The organism is Paraburkholderia sp. GAS448 (assembly GCF_050435685.1).
GTDB lineage: Bacteria > Pseudomonadota > Gammaproteobacteria > Burkholderiales > Burkholderiaceae > Paraburkholderia.
Genome location: NZ_JBNDKT010000014.1, coordinates 188,978 through 210,731 on the forward strand (window position 1 = coordinate 188,978; position 21,754 = coordinate 210,731).

The 21,754-nt window shown below is 61.6% G+C and carries 14 protein-coding genes and 1 pseudogene; 3 read left to right on the forward strand and 12 right to left on the reverse strand.

The window, feature by feature from the left end; translation table 11 throughout:
- Positions 1–10: 10 nt before the first annotated feature.
- Positions 11–1,411, reverse strand: coding sequence for a mercuric reductase (locus P3T23_RS25005; RefSeq protein ID WP_429318793.1), 1,401 nt, complete (start codon positions 1,409–1,411; stop codon positions 11–13).
- Between the two features lie 91 nt (positions 1,412–1,502).
- Positions 1,503–2,042, reverse strand: a complete 540-nt coding sequence (locus P3T23_RS25010; protein ID WP_429318794.1) for a carboxymuconolactone decarboxylase family protein — start codon at positions 2,040–2,042, stop codon at positions 1,503–1,505.
- Between P3T23_RS25010 and P3T23_RS25015 the strand changes: the two genes are divergently transcribed.
- Both P3T23_RS25015 and P3T23_RS25020 read left to right on the forward strand, forming a co-directional pair.
- Entirely contained in the window at positions 2,032–2,514 is a 483-nt protein-coding gene (locus P3T23_RS25015; RefSeq protein ID WP_429318795.1) for a hypothetical protein, read from the forward strand. The two genes, P3T23_RS25010 and P3T23_RS25015, sit on opposite strands and share 11 nt — an antisense overlap.
- A gap of 504 nt (positions 2,515–3,018) precedes the next feature.
- Complete coding sequence (locus tag P3T23_RS25020) at positions 3,019–3,687, forward strand: response regulator transcription factor (protein ID WP_429318796.1); 669 nt, start codon at positions 3,019–3,021, stop codon at positions 3,685–3,687.
- Positions 3,688–3,795: 108 nt separating this feature from the next.
- Here P3T23_RS25020 and P3T23_RS25025 read toward each other — a convergent pair whose 3' ends face one another.
- The 6 genes and pseudogenes from P3T23_RS25025 to P3T23_RS25050 form a co-directional block, all read right to left on the reverse strand.
- Complete coding sequence (locus P3T23_RS25025) at positions 3,796–4,149, reverse strand: response regulator transcription factor (RefSeq protein WP_429318797.1); 354 nt, start codon at positions 4,147–4,149, stop codon at positions 3,796–3,798.
- Positions 4,150–4,492: 343 nt separating this feature from the next.
- The gene (locus tag P3T23_RS25030) at positions 4,493–10,045 is read right to left on the reverse strand and encodes a trifunctional serine/threonine-protein kinase/ATP-binding protein/sensor histidine kinase (RefSeq protein WP_429318798.1); all 5,553 of its coding nucleotides are present in this window, start codon (positions 10,043–10,045) and stop codon (positions 4,493–4,495) included.
- A gap of 532 nt (positions 10,046–10,577) precedes the next feature.
- Positions 10,578–11,237: pseudogene (locus P3T23_RS25035) on the reverse strand (IS110 family transposase); the annotation flags it as partial.
- Positions 11,238–12,865: 1,628 nt separating this feature from the next.
- Positions 12,866–13,672: a sulfite exporter TauE/SafE family protein gene (locus P3T23_RS25040; RefSeq protein WP_429318799.1), complete on the reverse strand. Its 807-nt coding sequence runs from the start codon at positions 13,670–13,672 to the stop codon at positions 12,866–12,868.
- A gap of 33 nt (positions 13,673–13,705) precedes the next feature.
- Complete coding sequence (locus tag P3T23_RS25045; RefSeq protein WP_429318800.1) at positions 13,706–15,373, reverse strand: TIGR01244 family sulfur transferase; 1,668 nt, start codon at positions 15,371–15,373, stop codon at positions 13,706–13,708.
- Positions 15,374–15,412: 39 nt separating this feature from the next.
- Entirely contained in the window at positions 15,413–16,300 is an 888-nt protein-coding gene (locus P3T23_RS25050) for an MBL fold metallo-hydrolase (protein WP_429318801.1), read from the reverse strand.
- A gap of 291 nt (positions 16,301–16,591) precedes the next feature.
- On the opposite strand from P3T23_RS25050, the gene P3T23_RS25055 reads away from it, so the two are divergent.
- Positions 16,592–17,932, forward strand: coding sequence for a sigma-54 interaction domain-containing protein (locus P3T23_RS25055; protein WP_429318824.1), 1,341 nt, complete (start codon positions 16,592–16,594; stop codon positions 17,930–17,932).
- Between the two features lie 714 nt (positions 17,933–18,646).
- On the opposite strand, the gene P3T23_RS25060 is transcribed toward P3T23_RS25055, so the two are convergent.
- The 4 genes from P3T23_RS25060 to P3T23_RS25075 form a co-directional block, all read right to left on the reverse strand.
- Positions 18,647–20,029: an MATE family efflux transporter gene (locus P3T23_RS25060; RefSeq protein WP_429318802.1), complete on the reverse strand. Its 1,383-nt coding sequence runs from the start codon at positions 20,027–20,029 to the stop codon at positions 18,647–18,649.
- A 77-nt stretch (positions 20,030–20,106) separates the two neighbouring features.
- On the reverse strand, positions 20,107–20,463 hold the full coding sequence (locus tag P3T23_RS25065; protein ID WP_429318803.1) for a YciI family protein: 357 nt from the start codon (positions 20,461–20,463) through the stop codon (positions 20,107–20,109).
- A 25-nt stretch (positions 20,464–20,488) separates the two neighbouring features.
- Positions 20,489–21,433: an NmrA family NAD(P)-binding protein gene (locus P3T23_RS25070; protein ID WP_429318825.1), complete on the reverse strand. Its 945-nt coding sequence runs from the start codon at positions 21,431–21,433 to the stop codon at positions 20,489–20,491.
- Positions 21,434–21,445: 12 nt separating this feature from the next.
- Complete coding sequence (locus P3T23_RS25075; RefSeq protein ID WP_429318804.1) at positions 21,446–21,694, reverse strand: hypothetical protein; 249 nt, start codon at positions 21,692–21,694, stop codon at positions 21,446–21,448.
- Between the last annotated feature and the right edge of the window lie 60 nt (positions 21,695–21,754).

Sequence of the window (21,754 nt, forward strand, 5' to 3'; positions counted from 1 at the left end):
CCTGCTCCTTTCATTCAATCGAGCGCGGCGGCACGCCCGACAAGAGCGGGCCCAGGCCTTCCGCGACCGTCAGATGGGAGATCACGGCGTCACGAAGCTTCGGGTAAGGCAGTGCCGCCAGCATCGCCGTTTGCGCAACCGCCATGACCTCTCCCGCCTCGGAGCCGATCATCGTGAAGCCGACGATGCGATCATCGGCCGCGCTGACAACGACCTTCATGAACCCCATCGTTTCGTCGGTGGCTTCGGTTCGCAACACATTGTTCATCGGTAGCATTGCCGTGCGCACTGCGATGCCCTTTTCCCGCGCTTCGCGTTCGTTCAGTCCCACATGGGCAAGCGGGGGATCGGTAAACAACGTGTACGGAATCAGACGGTCAAGCGTGCTGCGCTGTCCTCCCATCAGGTTGTCGCGGACGATCCTGAAGTCGTCGACAGACACGTGCGTAAAGTGCGGACTGCCGGCCGCTTCGCCGATGGCCCAGATACCATCCGCCGTCGTCTGTAACCGATCGTTGACCCGAATGTAGCCACGGTCATCCACTTCCACCCCCGTCAATTCCAGTCCGATCTCAGCCGTATTTGGAACGCGACCGGCCGCCACGAGCACGTCGCTGCCTTCTATCCTGCGCTCGCCAGCTGCCGTCCGAACGGTGACGGCGACCGCCTCTCCGGATCGTCCCTCGACCTGGATCGTCTCGGCACCCAATGCGATCTCGATCCCTTCGCTAGCGAGGATCCGCTGCATTTCCTCCGCGACGTCCGGATCCTCCCGCCCGATGAGCTGCGACTTGTACTCGACAATCGTGACGCGGCTGCCGAAGCGCCGGAAAGCCTGTGCCATTTCGAGACCGATGTACCCGCCGCCCAGCACGATCAGATGTGCCGGCGCGTAGTCCAGCTCCAGCGCGCCGATGTGAGTCAGCGGACGGGCGTCCGCCAGCCCTGGAACAGCAGGAATCGCCGGATGCGAACCGACGTTGATGACGACCCGATCGCCGCTTAGCGTGCGCTTGCCGCCGTCGTTCAATTGCACTTCGATCGTCTTTGGCGAGACGAACCGCCCGCTCCCCATGATCAACTCGGCGCCGCTCGTCTTGTAAGCCTGATGATGAAAGACAGCCTCGCGTTCGATCATGTCGCGCTTGCGTTGACGAACCGCCGCCATATCGATTTTCACGGCGCCGGTCACTGCACCGAATCGCTCTGCATGCCGCGCCAGATGCGCAACTCTTGCGCTCCAGATCTCGTTCTTGCTCGGCAGGCAAGCGACCGCGGGACACGATCCGCCTACCCACTGGCGCTCGACGACGGCAACCTGCCTGCCCGACCGCGCAAGATGCCAGGCAAGCAGTTTGCCTCCCTGTCCGCTGCCGAGGATCAGCATTTCGTAGTGTTCTTCTCGTGACATCACAGACTCCATTTCACATGTCCATTGTGAAGCGATGTGGAGCAGGCCAGCCGGCGTCGCTGAACCCGCCCGTGCAATCCGGCCAGCGCGATCAGCCAGCCAGCTTCGGTGCTGCCGGGAAGTCCACCGGCACCCGCGTGGTGCCGTGCAGATAGTTGGTCACCGTCTTGTCGCCGATGACCACGATCGCATCGATCAGGTTCGCCTTCGTCCATCCTGCGGCGAAGAACGCTTCCACGAATTCCGGGTCCGCGTGCCCGCGGTTGGATGCGATGTTCTTTGCAAGCCTGGCCAGCGCGTCGAGTTTCGGGTCGAAACTCGCCTTGCCGCTGCGGATTTCGAGAACCTGTTCTTCGCTGAAGCCGCTCATCTTGCCGATGACGGTATGTGCGGCGAGACAGTATTCGCAACTGTTGACCTCGCTGACAACCAGGTTGACGACTTCGCGCGCCTTGCCGGTGATGCTGCTCTTGGCGTTCTGGAACGCGAGGTAGTTGCCCAGCGCGTTTTCCGAGTGCGCGAACGTCGCGTACAGGTTGGGTACGGAGCCGAGACTGCGCTTGAGGTTGTCGAAGATCGCCTGATTGGCAGGCGACACATCATCGCGAGTTGGTACATTGATGGTTGACATGCTGGTTCTCCATAATCGAAAAATTTGCGTGAAGCGCTGCATGGGCTGGCGCGACGTCACCCGGCTGGCGGGCCGCGAACGGCATCGTCAATGTGCGCCAGGGAATCTGACAGTCAGTTGGTTGTTCACTGACTTGACGCTCGGTGCTGCAGCCGCGACGGATCCGGCCAAGGCAATCTGCGAGGCGTCGGGCACGGATCCGCTGAGCGCCACCGCGCCGGCCTTCGCGCTGACTCCGATATCCGAAACTTGCAGACCCTTCGTGCGATCCAGCGCACGTCGCACGGAACGGACCGTCTGCCGGTTCTCCGCTCGCATTGCCGCCTTCGACGAAGTCGTTGCCGGAGCGGCTGCCGGAGCCTCGTTGACCTGCGCAAACGCATTGCACGTCAACAAGGCCGCGCACGACGCCAGGATCGTCAAACCCTTGGAAAGTCGCATCTTGATGCCTCATGTGAAAAATGAAGAATGAGCGCCGCTCTTTCGGGCGACTCGCGCGAGAAATCGCGCAACCCAATCTTAGTAATCCGCACTACGGCCAACAACATACATACGTATCGAAGCGATATACCGGAGCACAACCGGCTGCCGTCACTCGGTGCCCACTCATGTCGTGCTTCGTATCGGATGACCGGCGGTGCTAACCGCAGTCAGGCAGCCCCATCAACCTGAGAAGCACTATAATTTTGTCAACTGGTCGAGAGCGGACGCGTTGTGTTTCGGTCAAGTCGGCGAATTCATCCTCGATAGTGGAAATAGGGTCAAACGCTCGCAGCGCAATTCACGCGTGACTTGACGGCCGATTGCTCATGCCCCCGGTGGCACACAGATCCGTCTACGCAATCCCGAGGGCCGTAACTTATGATGAGAAGCGCAGTGGTAGCAAGGTGAAGGACTGATGCTGCGGACGCTCATTGCCTGATGCGCCAGCAAGCTTGATGCCGCTGCACGCTTAATAGATTCACGAGGAGTAGAGATGTTTGCTGGATCACATTCCTTTTTGCCGAAGAAGGAAAACGGAGCGTCGGTCGTATATGTCGTCGACGATGACGAAGCAATGCGGCGTTCGCTGAGCGGTCTACTCGAATCGGTCGGCCTGCGTGTCGAGACTTTCGCGTCGTCACAAGAATTTCTTGCTTTCCCGAAGCGTGACGTGCCCAGTTGCCTGATCCTCGATGTCAGGTTGCGCGGCGAGAGCGGCCTGACCTTCCAGCAAGACGCCGCGAAAATGGGGGTGCGCATGCCCATCCTGTTCATGACCGGATACGGCGACATGCGGATGTCGGTGAAAGCCATGAAAGCGGGAGCAGTCGATTTCTTCCCGAAGCCGTTTCATGATCAGGACATGCTGGATGCTGTCGCCGACGCGCTTGCGCGTGACGGCAAGCGCCTCGCAACCGAGCACACCGCCACGGAGTTGCGCGCGACCTACGAATTGCTGTCAGTGCGCGAGCAACAGGTCATGGGCTTCGTCGTGGCCGGCCTCATGAACAAGCAGATTGCAGCGGAGATGAACCTCAGCGAAATCACCATCAAGGTCTATCGCGGACAGGCGATGAAAAAAATGAACGCACGCACCTTAGCGGATCTCGTTCGAAAAGCGGAAGCGCTAGGGATCAAGCCGCAACGCAAAAGCCAACCCTAAATCGCACGGCGGCCACCGCCGCGTTCGGCCAAACCGCCGTGCATCGAACGCGGGTGGCGGACCCGGTGCATCCACGAGGTCTTTCGCATGTTCCGCGCCGCGCGCCTTCTACGGGTTGCCAAGCGCGACCGCAAGCCAGTGCGTCATCGTCGCGGCCTGATAGGGCTTCTCGAGCAATACCAGCGCGCCGTTGCCTTCGACCTTCGCCCTCAGGGTCGGGGTTGTGTAGGCGCTGATAAAAATCGTGGCAGGCGCAAGGCCTTGTGCCCGGAGGCGCTCGTGCATCTCCACGCCGGACATCCCCGTCATTCGCACGTCAGTGATGAGGCAGCACGTATCCGCCGCGTCCCCTGAGGCGAGAAATGCTTCGGCCGATTCGTACAAGCGCGCCTGCAAGCCCAAGGATTGGACCAGTCCGCCCAAGGCGAGGCGAACGGCTTCATCGTCGTCAACAATTGACACAATAGGTATCGCTTTCACAATAGTGCCCTCGACAAAGACGCGCGGTCGACGCGACTTGTCCTCATATGTTTAATAACCTAGTCGACAATGTCACGCGGCGCGATGATACAAACGTATAGAAATGCTGCATTCGCGCCGTTCTTGGACGCAGAAACGCAAGCGTCACGGGCAATTGCGCGAGCGGCAACGCGAGGCCCGAGGCGGCGCCCCCGATGTATCCAGCTTGTCGATCTGCTGCTCGATCATCGAGGCACATGGCGGCCAGCTGAGGGTGTCACCGCACGAACCATACGGCAGCAGCTTCGAATTCACCGTCGTGGCTACCGAAGCGCGGAGCCGCCAATCAGGCGAACTCGTCGGATAGCGGACCCGCGAGCGCGGGCAACGCGACGTGGAAGACGGCGCCCCGCGGGACATTCGCCGTTACCCACACCTTGCCTCCATGCGCTTCGATGATCGAGCGGCAAATCGACAGGCCCATTCCCATCCCGTCGGGCTTGGTCGTGTAGAACGCGTCGAATAGCGTGTCGAGATGTTCCGGGGCCACGCCCGGGCCCGAATCCCGCACTTCGATCAGCACGCCGTTCGACGCGTCGAGCCTCGTGCAGATCCACAAGTTGCGTGCGCCGTCGCTGATGCTGCTCACGGCCTGGATCGCATTCATGATCAGGTTGAGCGTCACTTGTTGCAGCTGGACTCGGTCCCCGGAAACGGGCGGCAAGTTACTCGCAAGTTGCGTCTGCAACTCGACGCAGTTGCTGTGCGCTTCGCCGCGCGTCAACGCGACGACATCCAGGATGACCTGATTGAGATTCAGCCGTTCTCTGGGCGGCGGCTCCTTGTTGACGAGGCCGCGAATCCGATCGATCACGTCGCTCGCTCGATGGCCGTCCTTGATGATGAGACCGAGCGCATCTCGCGCACGCCCCAGGTTGGGCGGCTCGTGGGCAAGCCAATTCAGACCGGAGGCGGCGTTGGTAATGGCCGCTGTCAGCGGCTGCCTGATCTCGTGGGCAATGGACGCCATCAGTTGCCCAATCGTCGTCACGCGATTGGCGTGCGCGAGCTCCATCCGAGCCTTGTGATACTGCCGCTCAGTTTCGCGCAGGTTCTCTTCTGTGCGCTTTCGCTCGGCAAGATCCAGCACGAACGCCACCCCCTCGTCCCGATTTCCCTCCAACAGCGCCGCGCCGACAAGGATTGGCACGCGCGAGCCGTCCTTGCGCAAACACTCTTTCTCGAAAGGTTCGCAGATCCCGGTTGCAGCAAGCTCTGCCCACGCCTTTTCGTCGGCCCCGCGCCATTCGCCTGGCGTCAGCTCGGTCCAGCGAACGCGACGCGCGTCGAACTCGTCCCTGCCGTATTCGATGATCCGCAGAAAGGCATCATTGGCCTCGATAATGTGACCATCGACATTCCACATGAAAATGCCGATGATGTTGGCATCCATCAGGCGCCGAATTCTCAGCTCACGGTCCCTGAGCTCGCCATATAGGCGACTGTTCTCCAGCGAAATGGCCGCCTCGGAGGCGAGCAATTTGAGGACCGCAATCCGACTCGGCGTGAAGACACGGAAAGCCAGATTGTTTTCGAGGTAAAGGACGCCGATGAGCTTCCCCTGCTTCAGCAACGGCAGGCAAAGTACGGAACGGGGACGATACTGGCGAAAGTATGAATCGTCGTGGAACGGGCTCTCGGACGACGCATCATCCAGAATCACGCTCGTCCGGGAGCGTGCGACATACTGGACGATCGATTGCGGCAACGCGGCCGCGACCTCTGCCTGCTCTTCGAGGACGACGGCGACGGTGTCGCCGCGCGTCGATGCTTGCGCCCCCACCCCCAATTCGTCGCCGCGCGGAAGCATCAGCACGCCTCGATCGGCACCCGCCTGCTCGATCGCCGTGCGCATGATCGTCTCGATTAGTCGCTCCAGGACGATTTCCCCCGATACGGCCAGCGATACCTTAATGACGGTAGTGAGATCCAGGTGTTCGACGGGCGCCACGATCGTGCTCGTCGCACCCAGCAGCGGCTTTGCCTCCCTGGTCTGCGGAAAGAGCTGATCGAGTTGTCGCACCTTGCCGTCGGCTCCCCAACGAAGGTAGTCGTAGCTGGCGTCCCGCAGATAGGTATTCGCGATCTTGTCGAAACCGCGCGCCGCGTAGAAGCGTCCGGCCAGCTCGTTGGCGAGCGCCTCGTTGTGAACAAAGTTGCTATCGCGCGCCGAGCGAATGGCCGCCTCGTACTGGTGCATCGCCTCGATCTCTCGCCCTTCGACGCGTGCGATCTCCGCCGCGACGAGCACTGCGCGGTTTTCGAAATTCTCAGGGCAATTCTCCGCCCAGACGCTCAACTGCTTGTGGTGGGCGAGCAGCGCTTCGAAATGCATCCGCTGCTGCTCCGGTGATGCGGCATCGCAAGACGCCGCACGCGCAAGCGCGCCGTACAGGTGATAGTCCGCCACTTCAAGGTTCGATGGCACGCTCCAGAGCAACCGTTGCGCGTGCAACGAGGCGTCGACTGCAGATTCATGGTCCCCCGCCAAGAAGCGGGCTTGCAGCTTTCGGATCCAGTAAAAGCACTCAGGCAACGCCAATGTCGAATTGCTCGCCAAGTGGCGCTCAAAGCGGCTTTCATCAAACTGTTCATCATTGAACGAGCCGAATGCCGGTGTCTGCCCGCGCAGGGTCCGGATCAGTCCGAGTTGCGACGCAATGATATCCATGACGAGACCAAACCGGGCCCGCCTCGCGAACTCGAAGCCCTCTTCGGCTTTGCACTGCACTTGTGCTAGCGGGTCTCCCGCGGCCAGCAGATTGGTGTTCATGTTGTTGCAGCTGTATGCCGCAAAACAGAGGTCGCCGATCCTGTTTGCGGCATCGAACGTTCGACGGAGCAGATCGCGGCAGGCCAGCACATGCTTCGTCCACGGCATCACGTGGGCGCCGAAGCACATATACGTTCTGGCCAGAAAGCGCTTTAATCCGCGCTTCTCGACGAGTTCATATCCGAGGCGGCCGAACTTGAATCCGGCTTTGTAGTTCCCGAAATAGGGGCCGGCGATCATTCCCAGATATACCCATGCAAAGGAGGAACCGTCGCTATTGCCGTACAGGAGGCTGAAATTGACCGCTCTGCAAATTACTAGGGAACCGAAGTTCGTGTCCCAGAACATGGCCGGCGGAACGACTTTGGTAAGGACATCCAGCGTTGCAAGGTTGGTGCGATCGCTCATCAACGGCAGAGCAATGAGATCCTCGATCGAACGGCCGCCGATATTCAACCAGATCTGCTCGTATTCGAGTCGAACCTCCTCTTCCGTCGGATGCGACGGCCATTCGACGTCAAGCTGTCGAAGGTAGTCGAGACAAACGGCGACTGCGCGGTCGCCTCGATCGAGCGTCGTGTACAGATCGATGCGCAAGCACGCCACAATTGCCAATTCGAGGGTGTCAGCCGCGCGGGACGAAAGCATGGCCAAGCGTTCTTCGGCAGCCTCCGACTGGCGAGTCATGAACTCACACTCTCCCTGACGCCACTCCAGCTGGAAGGCAAGATCATGCGTACGCTCCCAACGGTCATCTTTCAACAGCGCCGCACCCGCCGCGAAATAGTTGAGCGCCGACGAATACGCAGATGACGCGGCAGCCCGCTTGCCCGCAGTCAGGTTGAGCTCGGCCAACTGCTCACGTTCGTCTCGCGCGGTCATCAACGCCGCGCCGCGGTTGAGCTGGTTCACGATCTCGAAGATCGCTTCTTCGCGTTTCTCAGGAGGCGTGCGCAGCGCGAGCAGCCTGCCTATCCGAAGATGCGCCGCGGCGCGCATTTCCCGGGAGATCAAGGAATAGGCCGCTTCCTGGACACGGTCGTGGACAAACACGTAGGAATCGTCGATACGAGAGACGAGGCCGGTTCGAATGGCTTCCCAAAGCGCTTTGTGCGTCTTCTCCCTCACATCCTCGCAAACGATCTCCAGCAAGCCGATTTCTGCTCTGTTGCCGATACAGGCAAGCTGCTGCAGCGCTTCCTGCGTGTCAACGGGCAGGCGGCTAAGCTTTCCTACCATGAGGTCCACGACATTGTCCGTGTGTCGCGTCTCTCGAGTGCGATTCAGGTCCCATGACCATCGCGCACGCTCATGATCGAATACAAGCAATCCCTCCTCGGCAAGCGACGCAACAAACTGAATCGCAAAAAAGGGATTACCGGCGGTCTTTTCATACACCAGTTGTGCCAGCGACGCGACGCGCTCCCGCTCGCAATGCAGCGCATCCCCGATCAGCCGTGTTACGTCTTCAGAGACCAGCGGGCCGAGTTCGATCTCCTCCACCGTCACACCGGACTGGCGGATCGCTTTGAGCTTGCGCGTCAGCGGATGGGTCGAATCGACCTCGTTGTTCCGGTACGCGCCGATCAGCAACAGGTGCCGCATTTCCGGCCGGGTCAATACGTCCTCGAGCAAATCGAGGGTCGCGGCGTCGAGCCATTGCAAATCGTCCAGGAACAGGGCTAGTGGATGCTCGGCCCGAGCGAATACGCCGATAAATTTCCGGAACACCAGTTGGAAACGCGCTTGCGCGTCCCGTGGTGGAAGATCCGGGACCGGTGGCTGCTCGCCGATTATGAGCTTCAGTTCCGGGACCAGGTCCGCAATGAGCAACCCGTTGGGACTCAGCGCCTCGCAAAGGGCATTTTGCCAATCGCGCAACTCGTCTTCGTCTTTGCTCAGCAGCGGACGAAGCAGACTCTGGAATGCTTGCGCCAGCGTGGCATAGGGGATATCGCGCTTGTATTGGTCGAACTTTCCCGAAGCAAACAGGCCGCGCGGCGGCACGAGCACCTTGTGCAACTCGTTTACGACTGAGGACTTGCCGACGCCGGAATATCCGGAAACAAGCACCAGCTCCGGCGCGCCGCCGGCCACGACACGCTCGAAGGAGGCGAGCAGGTTTTCAATCTCTCGCTCTCGCCCGTAAAGCCTTTCCGGGATCAAGAACCGGTCTGGCGTATCGCGCGCGCCTAGAGGGAATTCGTCGATGCGGCTTTGTGCTTCCCATTGAACGAGGCAGTGCTGCAGATCACTCGCGGCGCCGAATGCCGTCTGGTATCGTTCGTCAGCGGTCTTTGCAAGCAGCTTCATGATGATCGCAGAGACCGGGCCGGGCACGTTTGCCAAGCGCTCGCCAGGCGGCACCGGTGCTCTCGCGACGTGGCAATGCACCCACTCCATCGGGTCCGATGCGGTGAAAGGCAGGGCGCCAACAAGCATCTGGTAAAGCGTGACGCCGAGCGCGTAGAGATCGCTGCGGGAATCGATCGAGCGATTCATCCGTCCCGTCTGTTCGGGCGCCATGTAAGGGAGCGTTCCGGCGATGAACTCCGGCGGTCCGGCGGATTGGCGTTCGCGCGGCAGACGCGAAACGAGGCCAAAGCCCATCAGCCAGGCGCGACCGGCTACGATGTCGACCAGGATATTGCTCGGCTTGATATCTTTGTGAACCAGGCCGCACTCGTGCATCCGGCCAAGCGCGCCCAAGATTGCGACCGCGCAGCGCAGGAATTTTCCAAGCTCCATCGGACGCCCGATAAGGCGGCCGAGCGGTTCTCCGCCAGGAAGCTCGAGCACAAGCATGGTCCGCCCGCGCTCAAGCACCAGCTCCACTGGTCGCGCTGCCCACGCCGCATCGAGAGAGTCTCTCAACTCGTACTCGCGAGCCAATCGATCGAGAATAGCAGGTGCCGGGTGCTCCGCTGCCGGGAATACAACAAGCACAGCGCGTGGGTCACTGCCAGCGACGGCGCTCCACTTTTTGCAGAAGATACGTTCCCCGTCTTCCCATAGCGCCTCGAGGCCACTATCTCCGCCAATGTCGAGCCAAGAGGATGGATTCATCTATCGAACTCCGCAGACATGCCGATGGCCGCCATAGATTGAGTGAGAGGTAAGGTTCTTCGGCCCTTCTCATTCCGGTATACGCGCCGAACCTCCAGTTGGACAGAGCATTACAACCGCGGCCGTCCTCATATGTTTCTCGGACCCGGTGTCTTGTCGCTGTCGCATCGACGCGGTGCGGCTTCACCCCGCGCTCTTGGTATAACGCGAGTTGCCGGCGCAGGAAAAAGTTTTCGGGCCACCGTGGTACCGCTCGGACGAAACAGCAGGACGGCGAATCCGCACACGTCCAATAGCAGTGAAATGGCAATCTTGATGAGCGCAGTCATGCGTTTATCATGCCATACGCAAGCCGCGTAGCGGCGCGTCAGGCCGAAGGCGAAGCTCGCGGGGAGCCGGGTGGGCAACGACGGAACCGCCGTCAGGCGGCTGTCCACAGCCTTGCGCTGTGGGGCAGCGTTCGTTGTCCACGGGCGGGCGCGGGATGTTCAACAGGCAGAATTGAATCCTTGCAAAAAACTTGACAGATGACTTCAGGGCGTGAGTTGCCCGTCAGCGCGCGCACGATCTCGTCTTCACTGCGCTTGACCCGGCCGTGCCGATGAGCGGCCAGCACCTTCGGGTCCCGTTCGCCGGCCACGATGGCGCGGATAATCACTTGGCCCGTCAGGCCCATCACGTCGGTGAGCACTTCGCTGAGTTGCAGGTTCATCTGCACCAGCGCCTTCTGCATGCGCAGCACCCAGCTGGCCTGCTCGGTGAGCAGCACCTCGCGCTGGCGCACCACCGCATGCACCACGCAGACCTCATCGCCGGGACGCCAGGCCGCCCGCAGCAGCCCCAGACTCATTAGCTTCTGCAGCCACTGGCAGTCGAGCACGTCGCTCTTGCGACCCGGCACGTACTTCATCTGCCGCGCGTCAACCAGCCACACGCTCAGCCCGCGCTGCTCAAGCACCTCGTACACCGGTATCCAGTACACACCGGTCGATTCGAGCGCCACCGTGTCAACCCCGCACGCGAGCAGCCAGTCGGCCAGCGCGTGCAGGTCATCGGTCATCGCGCCGAACTCGCGCACCGGCTCATCAGCCGCCGCTGCAGGCACCGCCACCCAGTGGCTCGAGGCACCCACATCAATGCCGGCGGCATTCGGAAACACTTTGGGACTGTCTTCGCGCTTGCGCATCGCCATCGCCTCCTCCACACTTGTTAGTGAACGGCAGCGCCATGGGATGCGTCGATATTGACTCGATCTCGTGAACGGGATGCAGCTTGCGCTGCTCACCATTGTCGCCGACGAATCCCGGACCATGCTTCCAGGCGGGCTCACTTCACGGCGTGCAGGCCGCGAGCGCGCACCATTGGTCCGTCGGTCATTGCGGCGCCGCCGTTCACCTGTATACCTCATCCCTGTTTTTCCGCGCACGCCGGCCCCGGCACGGGGTTGAACTGCTTCCAAGGTGCAATGGCCGTTCGCCTGTCCCGGTGTCCTCCGCAAGAACTCGATCAAGGCAGGAAGGTAACCACGCTCAGTCAGATGCCGCTTGAACGGTTCAAGCGGCCCCTTGGCGAGCCAGTCGAAACCGGTGAGTTGATGTGATCGGGTGTTTGCCATGGCAGTCTCCTCAAGTGGGACCACCACTTCAATCCGCAGCTGAAACTATGTCCAGATCCGCGCCGATTGACCTTGCCGGAAGCCGCGCCGTCCCCTGAGCAAACCACATATCCCCATATGAGCTGCGCATTGTTGCGATCTGCGCATGGGGGTCGAAAGTACGAATTCGGCTTCCGTGAGACCGGACATTCGCGACCGCCGACCTGCGAATGTCAGGAATGAGACCCATAGCCGCCTGACCAACGCCGATATTCGAATGACGGTTATGGCCGAGGACCCGACTGACATGTTCGTTGCACGAAGGTCCACTGTCCGGTACGGAGCCGCCGCACGAATGTCAGCATGAAAGTTCGTACCAGCGACCGTAGTTGGCCCACCTTTACCCGAAGTTTGTCTATTCAAGGTATTCGCAACCGGTGCACCTGAACCACGTTACCGATCCCACGCATTCCGGTTCAGGTGCCGCAATGTCACTGCCCGGCTTCGGCCGTATTCACCTTCGATGCACCGATGCACCAGCCCCGGCAGACACCATACGCGGCAGTCTCGATGTGTAAGGCAGTCTGTTTTGCGCACTGGCACAGTTGTGGCCAGCACAAATGGCAAGACTCCCCCGGACCTGTCAGCGGCTCCGCCGCCTAACCATCACAGCGTGATATATAAAGTCCGCTGCCGAGGTAACGCCGACAGGGCCGCCGGCCAGAATTGTTTCCGCAAAAAATCTGGATTGCGGAAATCGGTGTTCACTACATGAAAACCCGCAAACCCAAGCCAGGCTTGGTGGGCCGGGTGGGAGTCGAACCCACGGTGTCCTTTCGGAGGCGGATTATGAGTCCCAGCGAGAATACAATAAAATCAATGGGTTACGTCACTTTTATTTCCGCAATCAGGCTGGTTTTACGCCCCGGAAAGCCTTGCAATTCAAGGAACGCGTATCGATTTGCGGAAATGCCATAACCCCACGCTGCAGCGTGCCCGAATAGCGCCCCGTTGGCCAGAACTGAAGAATCCGGTACAGCCAGCCTGGCGTCATCCGTCCGTCACATCCCGTCTCGCTTACGCCGTTCGAGATGCCCATGCGGGCATAGGAAAGCCTCGGGCAGAAGACGACCCGATAGAGGCCTTGAGGTGAGTTTCCCAAGCGTCCGTTCCGAAGTTGACATGAGACGATCGACTACCGCACTTCTAATGTGTCGGCCCCAGGATCACCTACCTAGTGCGGCTTTTGCCATCAGGCCGAGCGCCACGCAGATCAACACCCCCGCGAAACCCACCTGCACATGCAGCGCGGAGAGACGGTGCGAGACCAGCCGCCCGATCACCATGCCGGCGGCCGTCGCCAGGCTGAACCAGAGCGTCAGCTCGAGCGGCAGCGGCGCGCCGTGCAGGACCGTCGCGACGACACCGCCGCTGCCGACCAGCGCGATCACCATCAGCGACGTGGCGACAATGCCGTGCATCGACACGTTGGTCACTTTGCGCAGCAAAGGCACGATGATGAAGCCGCCGCCCACGCCGAGCAGTCCCGTCATTAGCCCGGTCAACGCGCCGGTCGCCGCAAGTGCGGCCCCGGTCGTCCACGACCAGATCAGCCGCCCGGTGTCGGGATTGATGTGGCCGACGCAAAACCGCGCGTCCGCGCTGTCCGGGTGTGCGCGCCGCAAAGCCTGTGATAACAGCCTTCCGGCCACCACCAGCATGACGGTGGCAAACAGCGCCAATAGCACGCGTTGCGGCAACGCGTGGGCAAGGCGCACGCCGAGCGAGGTCAGCGGCACACCCGCTGCGGCCATGAACAGCGCGGCGCGGTAACGGACGAGCCGCTGCCGGAATGCTTCAAGCGCGCCGATCGCAGCGCTGCCCGCCACGGCAACCAGCGCAACCGGCGTCGCCTGCTGCATCGGCCAGCCCATGCCGGCCACCAGTGCCGGAACTGCGAGGATGCCGCCACCCGCGCCGGTCAGGCCGAGCACCGCGCCAACGATGGCGCCGAGGATAAGTGAAGTTAGCATGAGGAATCCGATAGGTTGTGAGTCACCGCTGCGTTAGCCCACGAGTTCAGGCTGCGCCAGCCACTCGCGCCCCTTGAGCATCCCCTGCCAGTAAAGCGGCGGCAGGATGCGCTCCTTCAGCAACCACGCGAGTCGCGACGGGCGCTTGCCGTCGATCAGCCAGGTCGGCAGCGTCGGCGCGACCTGCCCGCCATAGAGGAATTCCGCGAGCACGATCTTGCCGCGTTCGACGGTCAGCGGGCATGATCCATAACCGTCGTATGCTGCCTCGCCCCGGACCTTCCCGAGGGCGGCAAGCACGTTGTGGGCGACGACTGGTGCCTGCTTGCGCGCGGCGGCGGCGGTTTTCGCATTGGGCGTGTTCGCGGCATCGCCGAGCGCGAAAACGTTTGAGTAGGTCTTGTGGCGCAGCATCGCCTGGTCGACGTCGACCCAGCCCGCCTTATCGGCCAGCGGGCTGACGCGGATGAAGTCCGGGGCCTTCTGTGGCGGCACCACGTGGATCATGTCGAACTCACGGGTCACCGATTCCACGCTGCCGTTCTCGAGTGTGCGCCTGAATATCGCGCGCCTGGCCGGCCCGTCTATCGCACTCAGGTTGAAGCCGAAGTTCAACGCGATGTCGTAACGCCTGACGTACTCCATCAATGCCGGGACATAGTCGGCCACGCCGAACAACACCGCCCCGGCATTGAAGAACTGGACATCTATTTGGTCAAGCCGGCCTGAACGCCGCCAGTGATCCGAGGACAGATACATCGCCTTTTGCGGCGCCCCGGCGCATTTGATCGGCATCGGCGGCTGGGTGAACAGCGCGCGGCCACCCTTGAGCTCGCGCACGAGCTGCCAGGTATAGGGAGCAAGATCGTAGCGATAGTTGGACGTCACGCCATTCTGTCCGAGGGTTTCCGGCAACCCGTCGATAGCATGCCAGTCCAGCTTCAGTCCCGGACAGACGATGAGCTGCCTGTAGCTCACGACCCGGCATCCTTCGAGAACAACCGAATTCTTTTCCGGCTCGAACGCAGCCACCGCGGCCTTGATCCAGTGCACCTTGCGCGGGAGCACGGCGGCCATCTCGCGGGCGGTGGTCTCGGGATCGAACACACCGGCTCCGACCATGGTCCAACCTGGCTGGTAATAGTGGACCTCGGCGGGGTCGATGACGGCGATGTCGAGGTTGCGGTCGCGCGCGAGCAAGCTCGCGGCTGCCGCCACGCCGGCGGCGCCTGCGCCGATGATCACAATGTCGTGACTGGCCACGGCGACTTCGACGGGAACCTTGCCGCCGTTGGCGATACGCCGCGCCAGCGCAGACAGATCATAGCCTGCTGCCTTGGCAGCGGCGACGATGTCCGGCAACGCCCGGCGGGGCGCTTCGGACAGCGCCCACAGCGTCGCGGCACGCATCCCGGTGCGGCAATAGGCGAGCACCGGCTTCGGCAGTGCCTGCATCAGTTCGCCGAACTGTGCAGCCTCGCCATCGCCGACCTTGCCGGACTCGATTGGCAGGTAGTGGGTCTCGATACCCTGTTCACGGGCCGCCGCCTCGATCTCGCTAAAGTTGGGCTGGTCGGAACCTTCGCCGTCGGGGCGATTGCAGACGACGGCGCGAAAGCCGGCGTCCGCGATCGCACGCAGGTCGGATGCGGCAATCTGTTGTGATACCGCCAGTTCAGCCGTCAGTTTCTTGATGTCCATCGACTTCTCCTGTTGCTTCTACTAACTACGTGCACCGGCTCAGATTGCGTTGAGGGGAATCTTGAGATACGGCACTCCGTTATCTTCCGGATCGGGCATGTGTCCGGCGCGCATGTTGACCTGCACCGACGGCAGCATCAGCACCGGCATGTTGAGCGTCGCGTCGCGCGCGGTGCGCATCGCAACGAAGGATTCCTCGCTGATACCGTCGCGTATATGGACGTTGTGTTCGCGTTCCTCGGCTACCGTGCTGACAAACTGCAAAGGCCGCCCGCCGGGCTGGTAGTCGTGGCACATGTACAGCTTCGTGTCCGCCGGCAGGCTCAGCACCTTGTTGATTGACCGGTAGAGCGTACGGGCGTCGCCGCCGGGAAAGTCGCAGCGCGCGGTGCCGTAGTCGGGCATGAACAGGGTGTCCCCGACAAAGGCTGCGATCTGCACGCCGTCGCTGACCACAAAGGTCATGCAGGCCGGCGTATGGCCCGGGGTATGGATGGCGCGCGCCTGCAACGCTCCGACGGCGAATGTTTCGCCGTCGGAGAGCAGGTGATCGAACTGGCTGCCATCGTGCGCGAATCTCGAGTCGGCGTTGAAAAGCTTGCCGAACACGTCCTGCACGCGCGTCACCTGCGCGCCGATCGCAATCGTTCCGCCGAGTCTTTCCTTGAGGTAGGGCGCGGCGGACAGATGGTCGGCGTGCACGTGGGTTTCGAGAAGCCACTGGACCTTCACGCCAAGCTCCTGGACGCGAGAGACGAGTTTGTCGGCGGTCGTCGTGGAGGTACGGCCTGACTTCGGGTCATAGTCGAGGACGCTGTCGATCAGTGCACAGTCGCCGGTGCGGACATCCAGCAACAGGTAGCTGATCGTCCAGGTACCGGGGTCGAAGAAACCTTCGACCAGCATGGGGCTCGTGGTATTCAACATCCTCTCCTCAAAAAATGGGGCTTCCAATGCGGCAGGGTCGGTGCAATCAGTACAAGAACCGTGCCATCGTCATTCCCATCTGACTTAAGGCATATAAGTTGTTGATTTTCGTCAATATTTTTATCTACCTGGATTGGACGATGCCGTCCTCGGACGGCCAGCAGCGAGCGAAGACTGCCAGTTCTGGCAGTCAGGTGGCAGTTGTGGCAGTGTCGACGTATAGTGAGGTTTACCGGAGCCGCCGCCGTGAAATCCCTAAAGTCATTCATACCGATCACGCCCGTCGCGACGATGCCGGACGAACCGCCTCGAGCGCTGGAGGTCGATGCACTCGTGTCATATCTGGAGCACGACGCTCAACCGATGATCGTGCTCGATCCCGAGTACCGCATCCTTGCCGCCAACACCGCTTATCAACGTCAGTTCGGCGTCGCCAGCCAGCCTCACCTCGGCCGCAAGTGCTACCAGGTTTCGCATCACTACGACGTCCCTTGCGATCAGGCTGGCGAGCACTGTCCGATGAAACGGGCATTTGAACTGCGCGGCCCCGACCGCGTGCTGCATATTCATCACACGCCTCGCGGGCCGGAACATGTCGATGTCGAGTTGCGGCCGATTTTCAATGCACAGCGGGAGGTGGTGGCATACGTCGAGCGGCTCTCGACGGTGCGCGGCGCATCCGCCAAGCCGAGCGCGGAAGGCCTGGTCGGGCGCTCGACAGCGTTCAACGCAGCGATCTCGGCGCTGCATCGCGTCGCGCCTTCGATGCTGCCGGTCCTGCTCCTCGGAGAGTCCGGCACCGGCAAGGAACTGTTCGCGCGCGCCCTTCATGAGGCAAGCGAGCGAGCGCAACACCCATTTGTCGTTGTCGAGTGCTCCGGCATCACGGAGGCCTTGTTCGAGACCGAACTCTTCGGCTATGAAAAGGGGGCGTTCACTGGCGCAGCCGCGCGCAAACCGGGTCTCGTCGAGACCGCGCAAGGCGGAACGCTGTTTCTCGACGAAATCGGCGATGTGCCACTGTCAATGCAGGTCAAGCTGCTGCGGCTCATCGAGTCCGGCACGTTCCGCCGGGTCGGCGGCATCGAGACCTTGCGCGCGGATTTCCGGCTCGTGGCGGCGACGCACAAACCGGTGCGGGAAATGATCGACGACGGCCGGTTCCGCCAGGACCTCTACTACCGCATCAGTGCATTTCCGATTCACCTGCCGGCGGTGCGCGAGCGCCCCGACGATATCGCGCTGCTCGTCGAATCAATACTCCAGCGTATCGATAGCACACAAGGCACTGCGGGCCGCAAGTTCAGCATTGCATCGGACGCGCTCGCGAGGCTCCATGCCTATTCCTGGCCGGGTAATATCCGGGAACTGCGCAACGTGCTCGACCGCGCCTGCCTGTTGGCCGACGACTGGGTGATCCGGATCGAACATCTACCGGATGACATGGTGGCGGCGGAGTCGGCGCATCTGGGCAACAGCACGGGCTCACCCTCATTTTCGGCACGCGGCGAGCTTACGGATCGTGAGCTCGTACGGTTCGCAGAGGAGTTCTCCGGGACACGCAGCGCGCTCGCTCAACACCTCGGGATGAGCGAACGCACGCTGTATCGTCGACTAAAAACGCGAAGGTGACTGGGCGGGAGGCAAGTCGGGTTTCGATAGACGGTGACAGCGGGGCAGGAAATGCTGGCGCCAACAATGACGTAATGATCATTGCGCTACATCTCGACTATCCGAAAGAAAGTCGGCGATCGCGTGCGACCACATTTCCGATGCACGCTTGGCATCCCATCAACCAGGATCCTCGATTTGCGGGACACGGTAGCGCCGACGTGACAAGCCTCGAACGCACGGCATTACGGTGGGTGTCTCATGTCGCCGCCGAACCGGCCAGTCACCAATGCGACGTGACTGGCCGTAACTGGCCGACTGCCGCCTCATGCAACGGGCATATCCAACATGAAAGTCGGAAGACCCCGAGCGGCAGTGAACGACCCTTCTCGGTCATCCAGCCTCTGCAGAGTCGTAGGCCCGATGTCAGAGTACATCGGTCATTCACTGGCTACCCACTTGGAGGTTCGTGGCTGCATTGGAAGCAGGACTCTTTCTCGTCGAGATGCGAGATCGAACTCCTGTTTTCTCGCCGCGCAGGCCAGCGAGGTCTGGTAGGCCATTTCAAGGCAATCGGTCTGCGCCGACTGCTGCAGCCCGATGTGGTGCGTCGCGTGGTAGCAGTCGATGGGATCGGCGCCCGCTTTGGGTGGCCGCGCAACGGCCGTTCGACATGTTGGACGGGTAGCTATTCTCTGCCGCCATGCGGGGCCGGCCACCAATGCCCCCTGGTGTCTAACGCTCCCAGCGGGTGCGCAGGAATCCAAGCAGGCTGATGGTTGCTGCCACGACGATGCCGACTGCCACCAGTACGAAAGCAGTGTGGAGGCTCGCATAACCTCGCAGGACCAGCACCATCGCGGCCAGTGCAAATACGAAACGGACCACGCTTGCAGTCATCGGCCAGAGGATGCGTTGTGCTCCCTGACCTGCAAAGTAGAGTTCGAAAATCACACCAAGAACCACGTAGAAAGGCGCGACCACGTGCAGGTATTGCGCGCCGACAGCCACAGCGGCGCTATCGCTGGTAAAGATACCCAGCCAGAGCTGCGGAAAAAGCGAGACAACGAGTCCCACGAGGCCAACCACGCCGGCAACGAACAGTACGTTCACGACCGCCGCGCGTCGCGCACGCGCCACGTTGCCTGCGCCCAGGTTCGTGCCCACCAGCGTGATCGCGGCTGTGCCGAATCCAAACATCACCGGCACCAGCAGCATGTCAAGGCGCGAGGCAATGCCATAGCCAGCGATGGCGGTGACGCTTATGGCGCCGGCGGCTGCCGTCAGCGCTGTGACTGACAGGGCCGACATAACGGCGTTGATCGCGGACAGCAAACCAACACGGAGGATCGCGGTGAAATGCTTGCGCTGCAGCGGATAGCGGCGCAGGTGCAGCGTCGACGCAGGCGAACGCATGTAGAGGACCACGACGCCCAGCGCGGCGATATTGCACAGCACCTGGGCGACGCCGGCACCCGCCACACCCATGCGCGGCGCGCCCAGCCAGCCGTTAATCAGCGTCGGTGACAGTATCAGGCCGGCGACCGCGCCGCCCAGGATGATCATCGCTGGCACCTTGACGTTGCCGGCCCCACGCAGCGCCGCCTGCATCAGCAACAGTATCCAGAACGGGATCGCGCCTCCGAACAGGATGTTCGAGTAGCGCACCGCCTGGTCCAGCGACGGCCCGCTGCCGCCGAGACTGCGATACAGCGCGGGGCCGGCTAGTAGCACCACCAGCGAGAACAGTCCGCCTGCCACGACGGCGATGACGACCGCGTGCCAGGCCAGGCTTTCCGCCTCGTCCTGGCGGCGGGCGCCGGTGGCGCGGGCGATAGCCGACGACACGCCGCCGCCGATGCCAGCACTCGATACCGTGGTCATCAAGATCATGACGGGAACCACAAGCGATGCGGCGGCGACCGCTTTCAGACCCAGTGAGCTGACAAAATAGGTCTCGGCGACACCGAGCAAGGTCGTCATGAACAGCACTACGACCGTCGGCAAGGCGAGGCGGATCAATTGCGACAACAACGGACCGTGCAACAGCTTGTTGGGTGGCATGTTGCCAGGACGGGTAGAAATCTTCTCGGCCTGACTGGCAGGAGTAGCAGACATGATTTTTTGTAAGGAGAAGAAAGCGCCCGACCTATGGTCAGGCGATGACAGTGCCATATGCAAGCGCAGACGGGTGCCTACGCGGGGATGATCGGCAGGACCGGGATCACTTCCGTGTACCCGTCCGATGCGCTCGGGCTGAGTTCAGCCCAATTCAAGGCTTCTTCCAGCGTCCCGACACTGATCACTACAAAGCCGCCACACAGCGCGTGCCCTTCCCGGGATGAGCCATCCTGGACTTGGCGTTGGCCGTCGCGCACCCGCACGGTGCTGGCGTTACGTGGATCGAGTTGCGTGCCGGCCCGCATGACACCGGCGGCCGCCATGGCGCCCATATACTGTTTCCACGCGAGGAAGACTTGCTGCCCTTTTAGCGGATCGGCGTAGATGTCATAGACGTTGGGTGGCTGCTGAAAAGCGAGAACAAATTCCATCATTGTTTCCTGTTAATAGAAGCGATCAGGCAGGCGTGAACGCGGCCGCATGGCGGCGAGCGAATTCGGCGGCGGAAATTGGCGCACGGCCGACTAGCTGCTGGAAGGTGTCGGTCATGCGGTCGTAGCGGTTGTCGCGATGCAACTGGGCCATGACGGTCAGGTGAGCGGTCAGATGCGGCGGCTGCTGGAACTCCTGGAGCTTCGCTTCCCAGATTTTCGGCGGCACGTTGACGTACTGGATGGTGCGGCCCAAAGCGCCGCTGAACTCCTGGGCAAGTTCGGCCATCGTCAGCGACTGGGGTCCGGTCAATTCGTAGACATTCCCGATGTGCGGCTCAGGGTTGGCCAGGACAGCAGCCACGGCAGCCCCCACATCGACGGCGGCGATCGGCGAGGTCTTGCCGTCAGCGAACGGCAGCCGGATGGCGCTATCGTCGCGGATGCCCTTGGCCGTCGGCAGGAACAAGCCTTCAAAGAAAGCGGTTGGACGCAGGTAGATCACTGGCAGGCCGGACCAGCGCAGCATCTGCTCTGCGAGCCAGTGCTGCTTCTGTTGCGGACTACCGGTGGTCTCTGTCTCGCTCATCTGCGACAGCGTCATCTGCGACAGATTTACGAAGGCCTTCACACCCAGACTTTTGGCCGTAACCGCCACGTTGGTGGCCGCTTCCAGGTAGTCGGGGGAAACCGATGTCGTGAAATACACTGACGAACAGCCCTGCATTGCCGCGCGCACGGCGACGATGTCGAGCATATCGGCGACCACGACTTCCGCGCCCAGCTCACGCAGCGTGTCGGCACGCGCGTCCAGCTTGCGCACCATGGCACGCACGCGACGGCCCTGCTCCAGCAGGATCGCAATGGCCGCGCGCGCGGTCGAGCCGACGCTGCCGGCGGCGCCGGTGACGAGGATGGTTTCTTGGGACAAGATTTTCTTCCTTGTGTTAGTGAGAAAAATGAAGAACATGTGCAACGGACCTCAGGAATCGGTCTGGCAGGAATCGTCGAACCGCTCGACAACCTTGCCGGCGGCATGAAAGCCCAGGTTGCTTTCAGTGCGCGCACCCACGACGTTGGCGTAGATGATGTTGTCGGCACTGGCCGGCGCAGCCTCGACCCCGGCAAGCCGGGTGAAAACGATACCCGCGGACTGGCCGCACGCGGCCAAAGCTACGACGGCTCGCGCAATCGCAGCCCGGGGCATCGGGAAAACGGAGACCGCATTCATGATAGAATCATCTATGTCTGAAAATACATAGTTACACGGTTTATATGACTATGTCAAAAA

Excerpts from the sequence above, each read along its gene's own strand:
- P3T23_RS25005 (WP_429318793.1), bottom strand. The coding sequence starts at position 1,411 with ATGTCACGAGAAGAACACTACGAAATGCTGATCCTCGGCAGCGGACAG.
- P3T23_RS25015 (WP_429318795.1), top strand. The coding sequence starts at position 2,032 with ATGGTTGACATGCTGGTTCTCCATAATCGAAAAATTTGCGTGAAGCGC.
- P3T23_RS25010 (WP_429318794.1), bottom strand. The coding sequence starts at position 2,042 with ATGTCAACCATCAATGTACCAACTCGCGATGATGTGTCGCCTGCCAAT.
- P3T23_RS25020 (WP_429318796.1), top strand. The coding sequence starts at position 3,019 with ATGTTTGCTGGATCACATTCCTTTTTGCCGAAGAAGGAAAACGGAGCG.
- P3T23_RS25030 (WP_429318798.1), bottom strand. The coding sequence starts at position 10,045 with ATGAATCCATCCTCTTGGCTCGACATTGGCGGAGATAGTGGCCTCGAG.
- P3T23_RS25040 (WP_429318799.1), bottom strand. The coding sequence starts at position 13,672 with ATGCTAACTTCACTTATCCTCGGCGCCATCGTTGGCGCGGTGCTCGGC.
- P3T23_RS25045 (WP_429318800.1), bottom strand. The coding sequence starts at position 15,373 with ATGGACATCAAGAAACTGACGGCTGAACTGGCGGTATCACAACAGATT.
- P3T23_RS25050 (WP_429318801.1), bottom strand. The coding sequence starts at position 16,300 with ATGTTGAATACCACGAGCCCCATGCTGGTCGAAGGTTTCTTCGACCCC.
- P3T23_RS25055 (WP_429318824.1), top strand. The coding sequence starts at position 16,592 with ATGCCGGACGAACCGCCTCGAGCGCTGGAGGTCGATGCACTCGTGTCA.
- P3T23_RS25060 (WP_429318802.1), bottom strand. The coding sequence starts at position 20,029 with ATGTCTGCTACTCCTGCCAGTCAGGCCGAGAAGATTTCTACCCGTCCT.
- P3T23_RS25065 (WP_429318803.1), bottom strand. The coding sequence starts at position 20,463 with ATGGAATTTGTTCTCGCTTTTCAGCAGCCACCCAACGTCTATGACATC.
- P3T23_RS25070 (WP_429318825.1), bottom strand. The coding sequence starts at position 21,433 with ATGTTCTTCATTTTTCTCACTAACACAAGGAAGAAAATCTTGTCCCAA.
- P3T23_RS25075 (WP_429318804.1), bottom strand. The coding sequence starts at position 21,694 with ATGAATGCGGTCTCCGTTTTCCCGATGCCCCGGGCTGCGATTGCGCGA.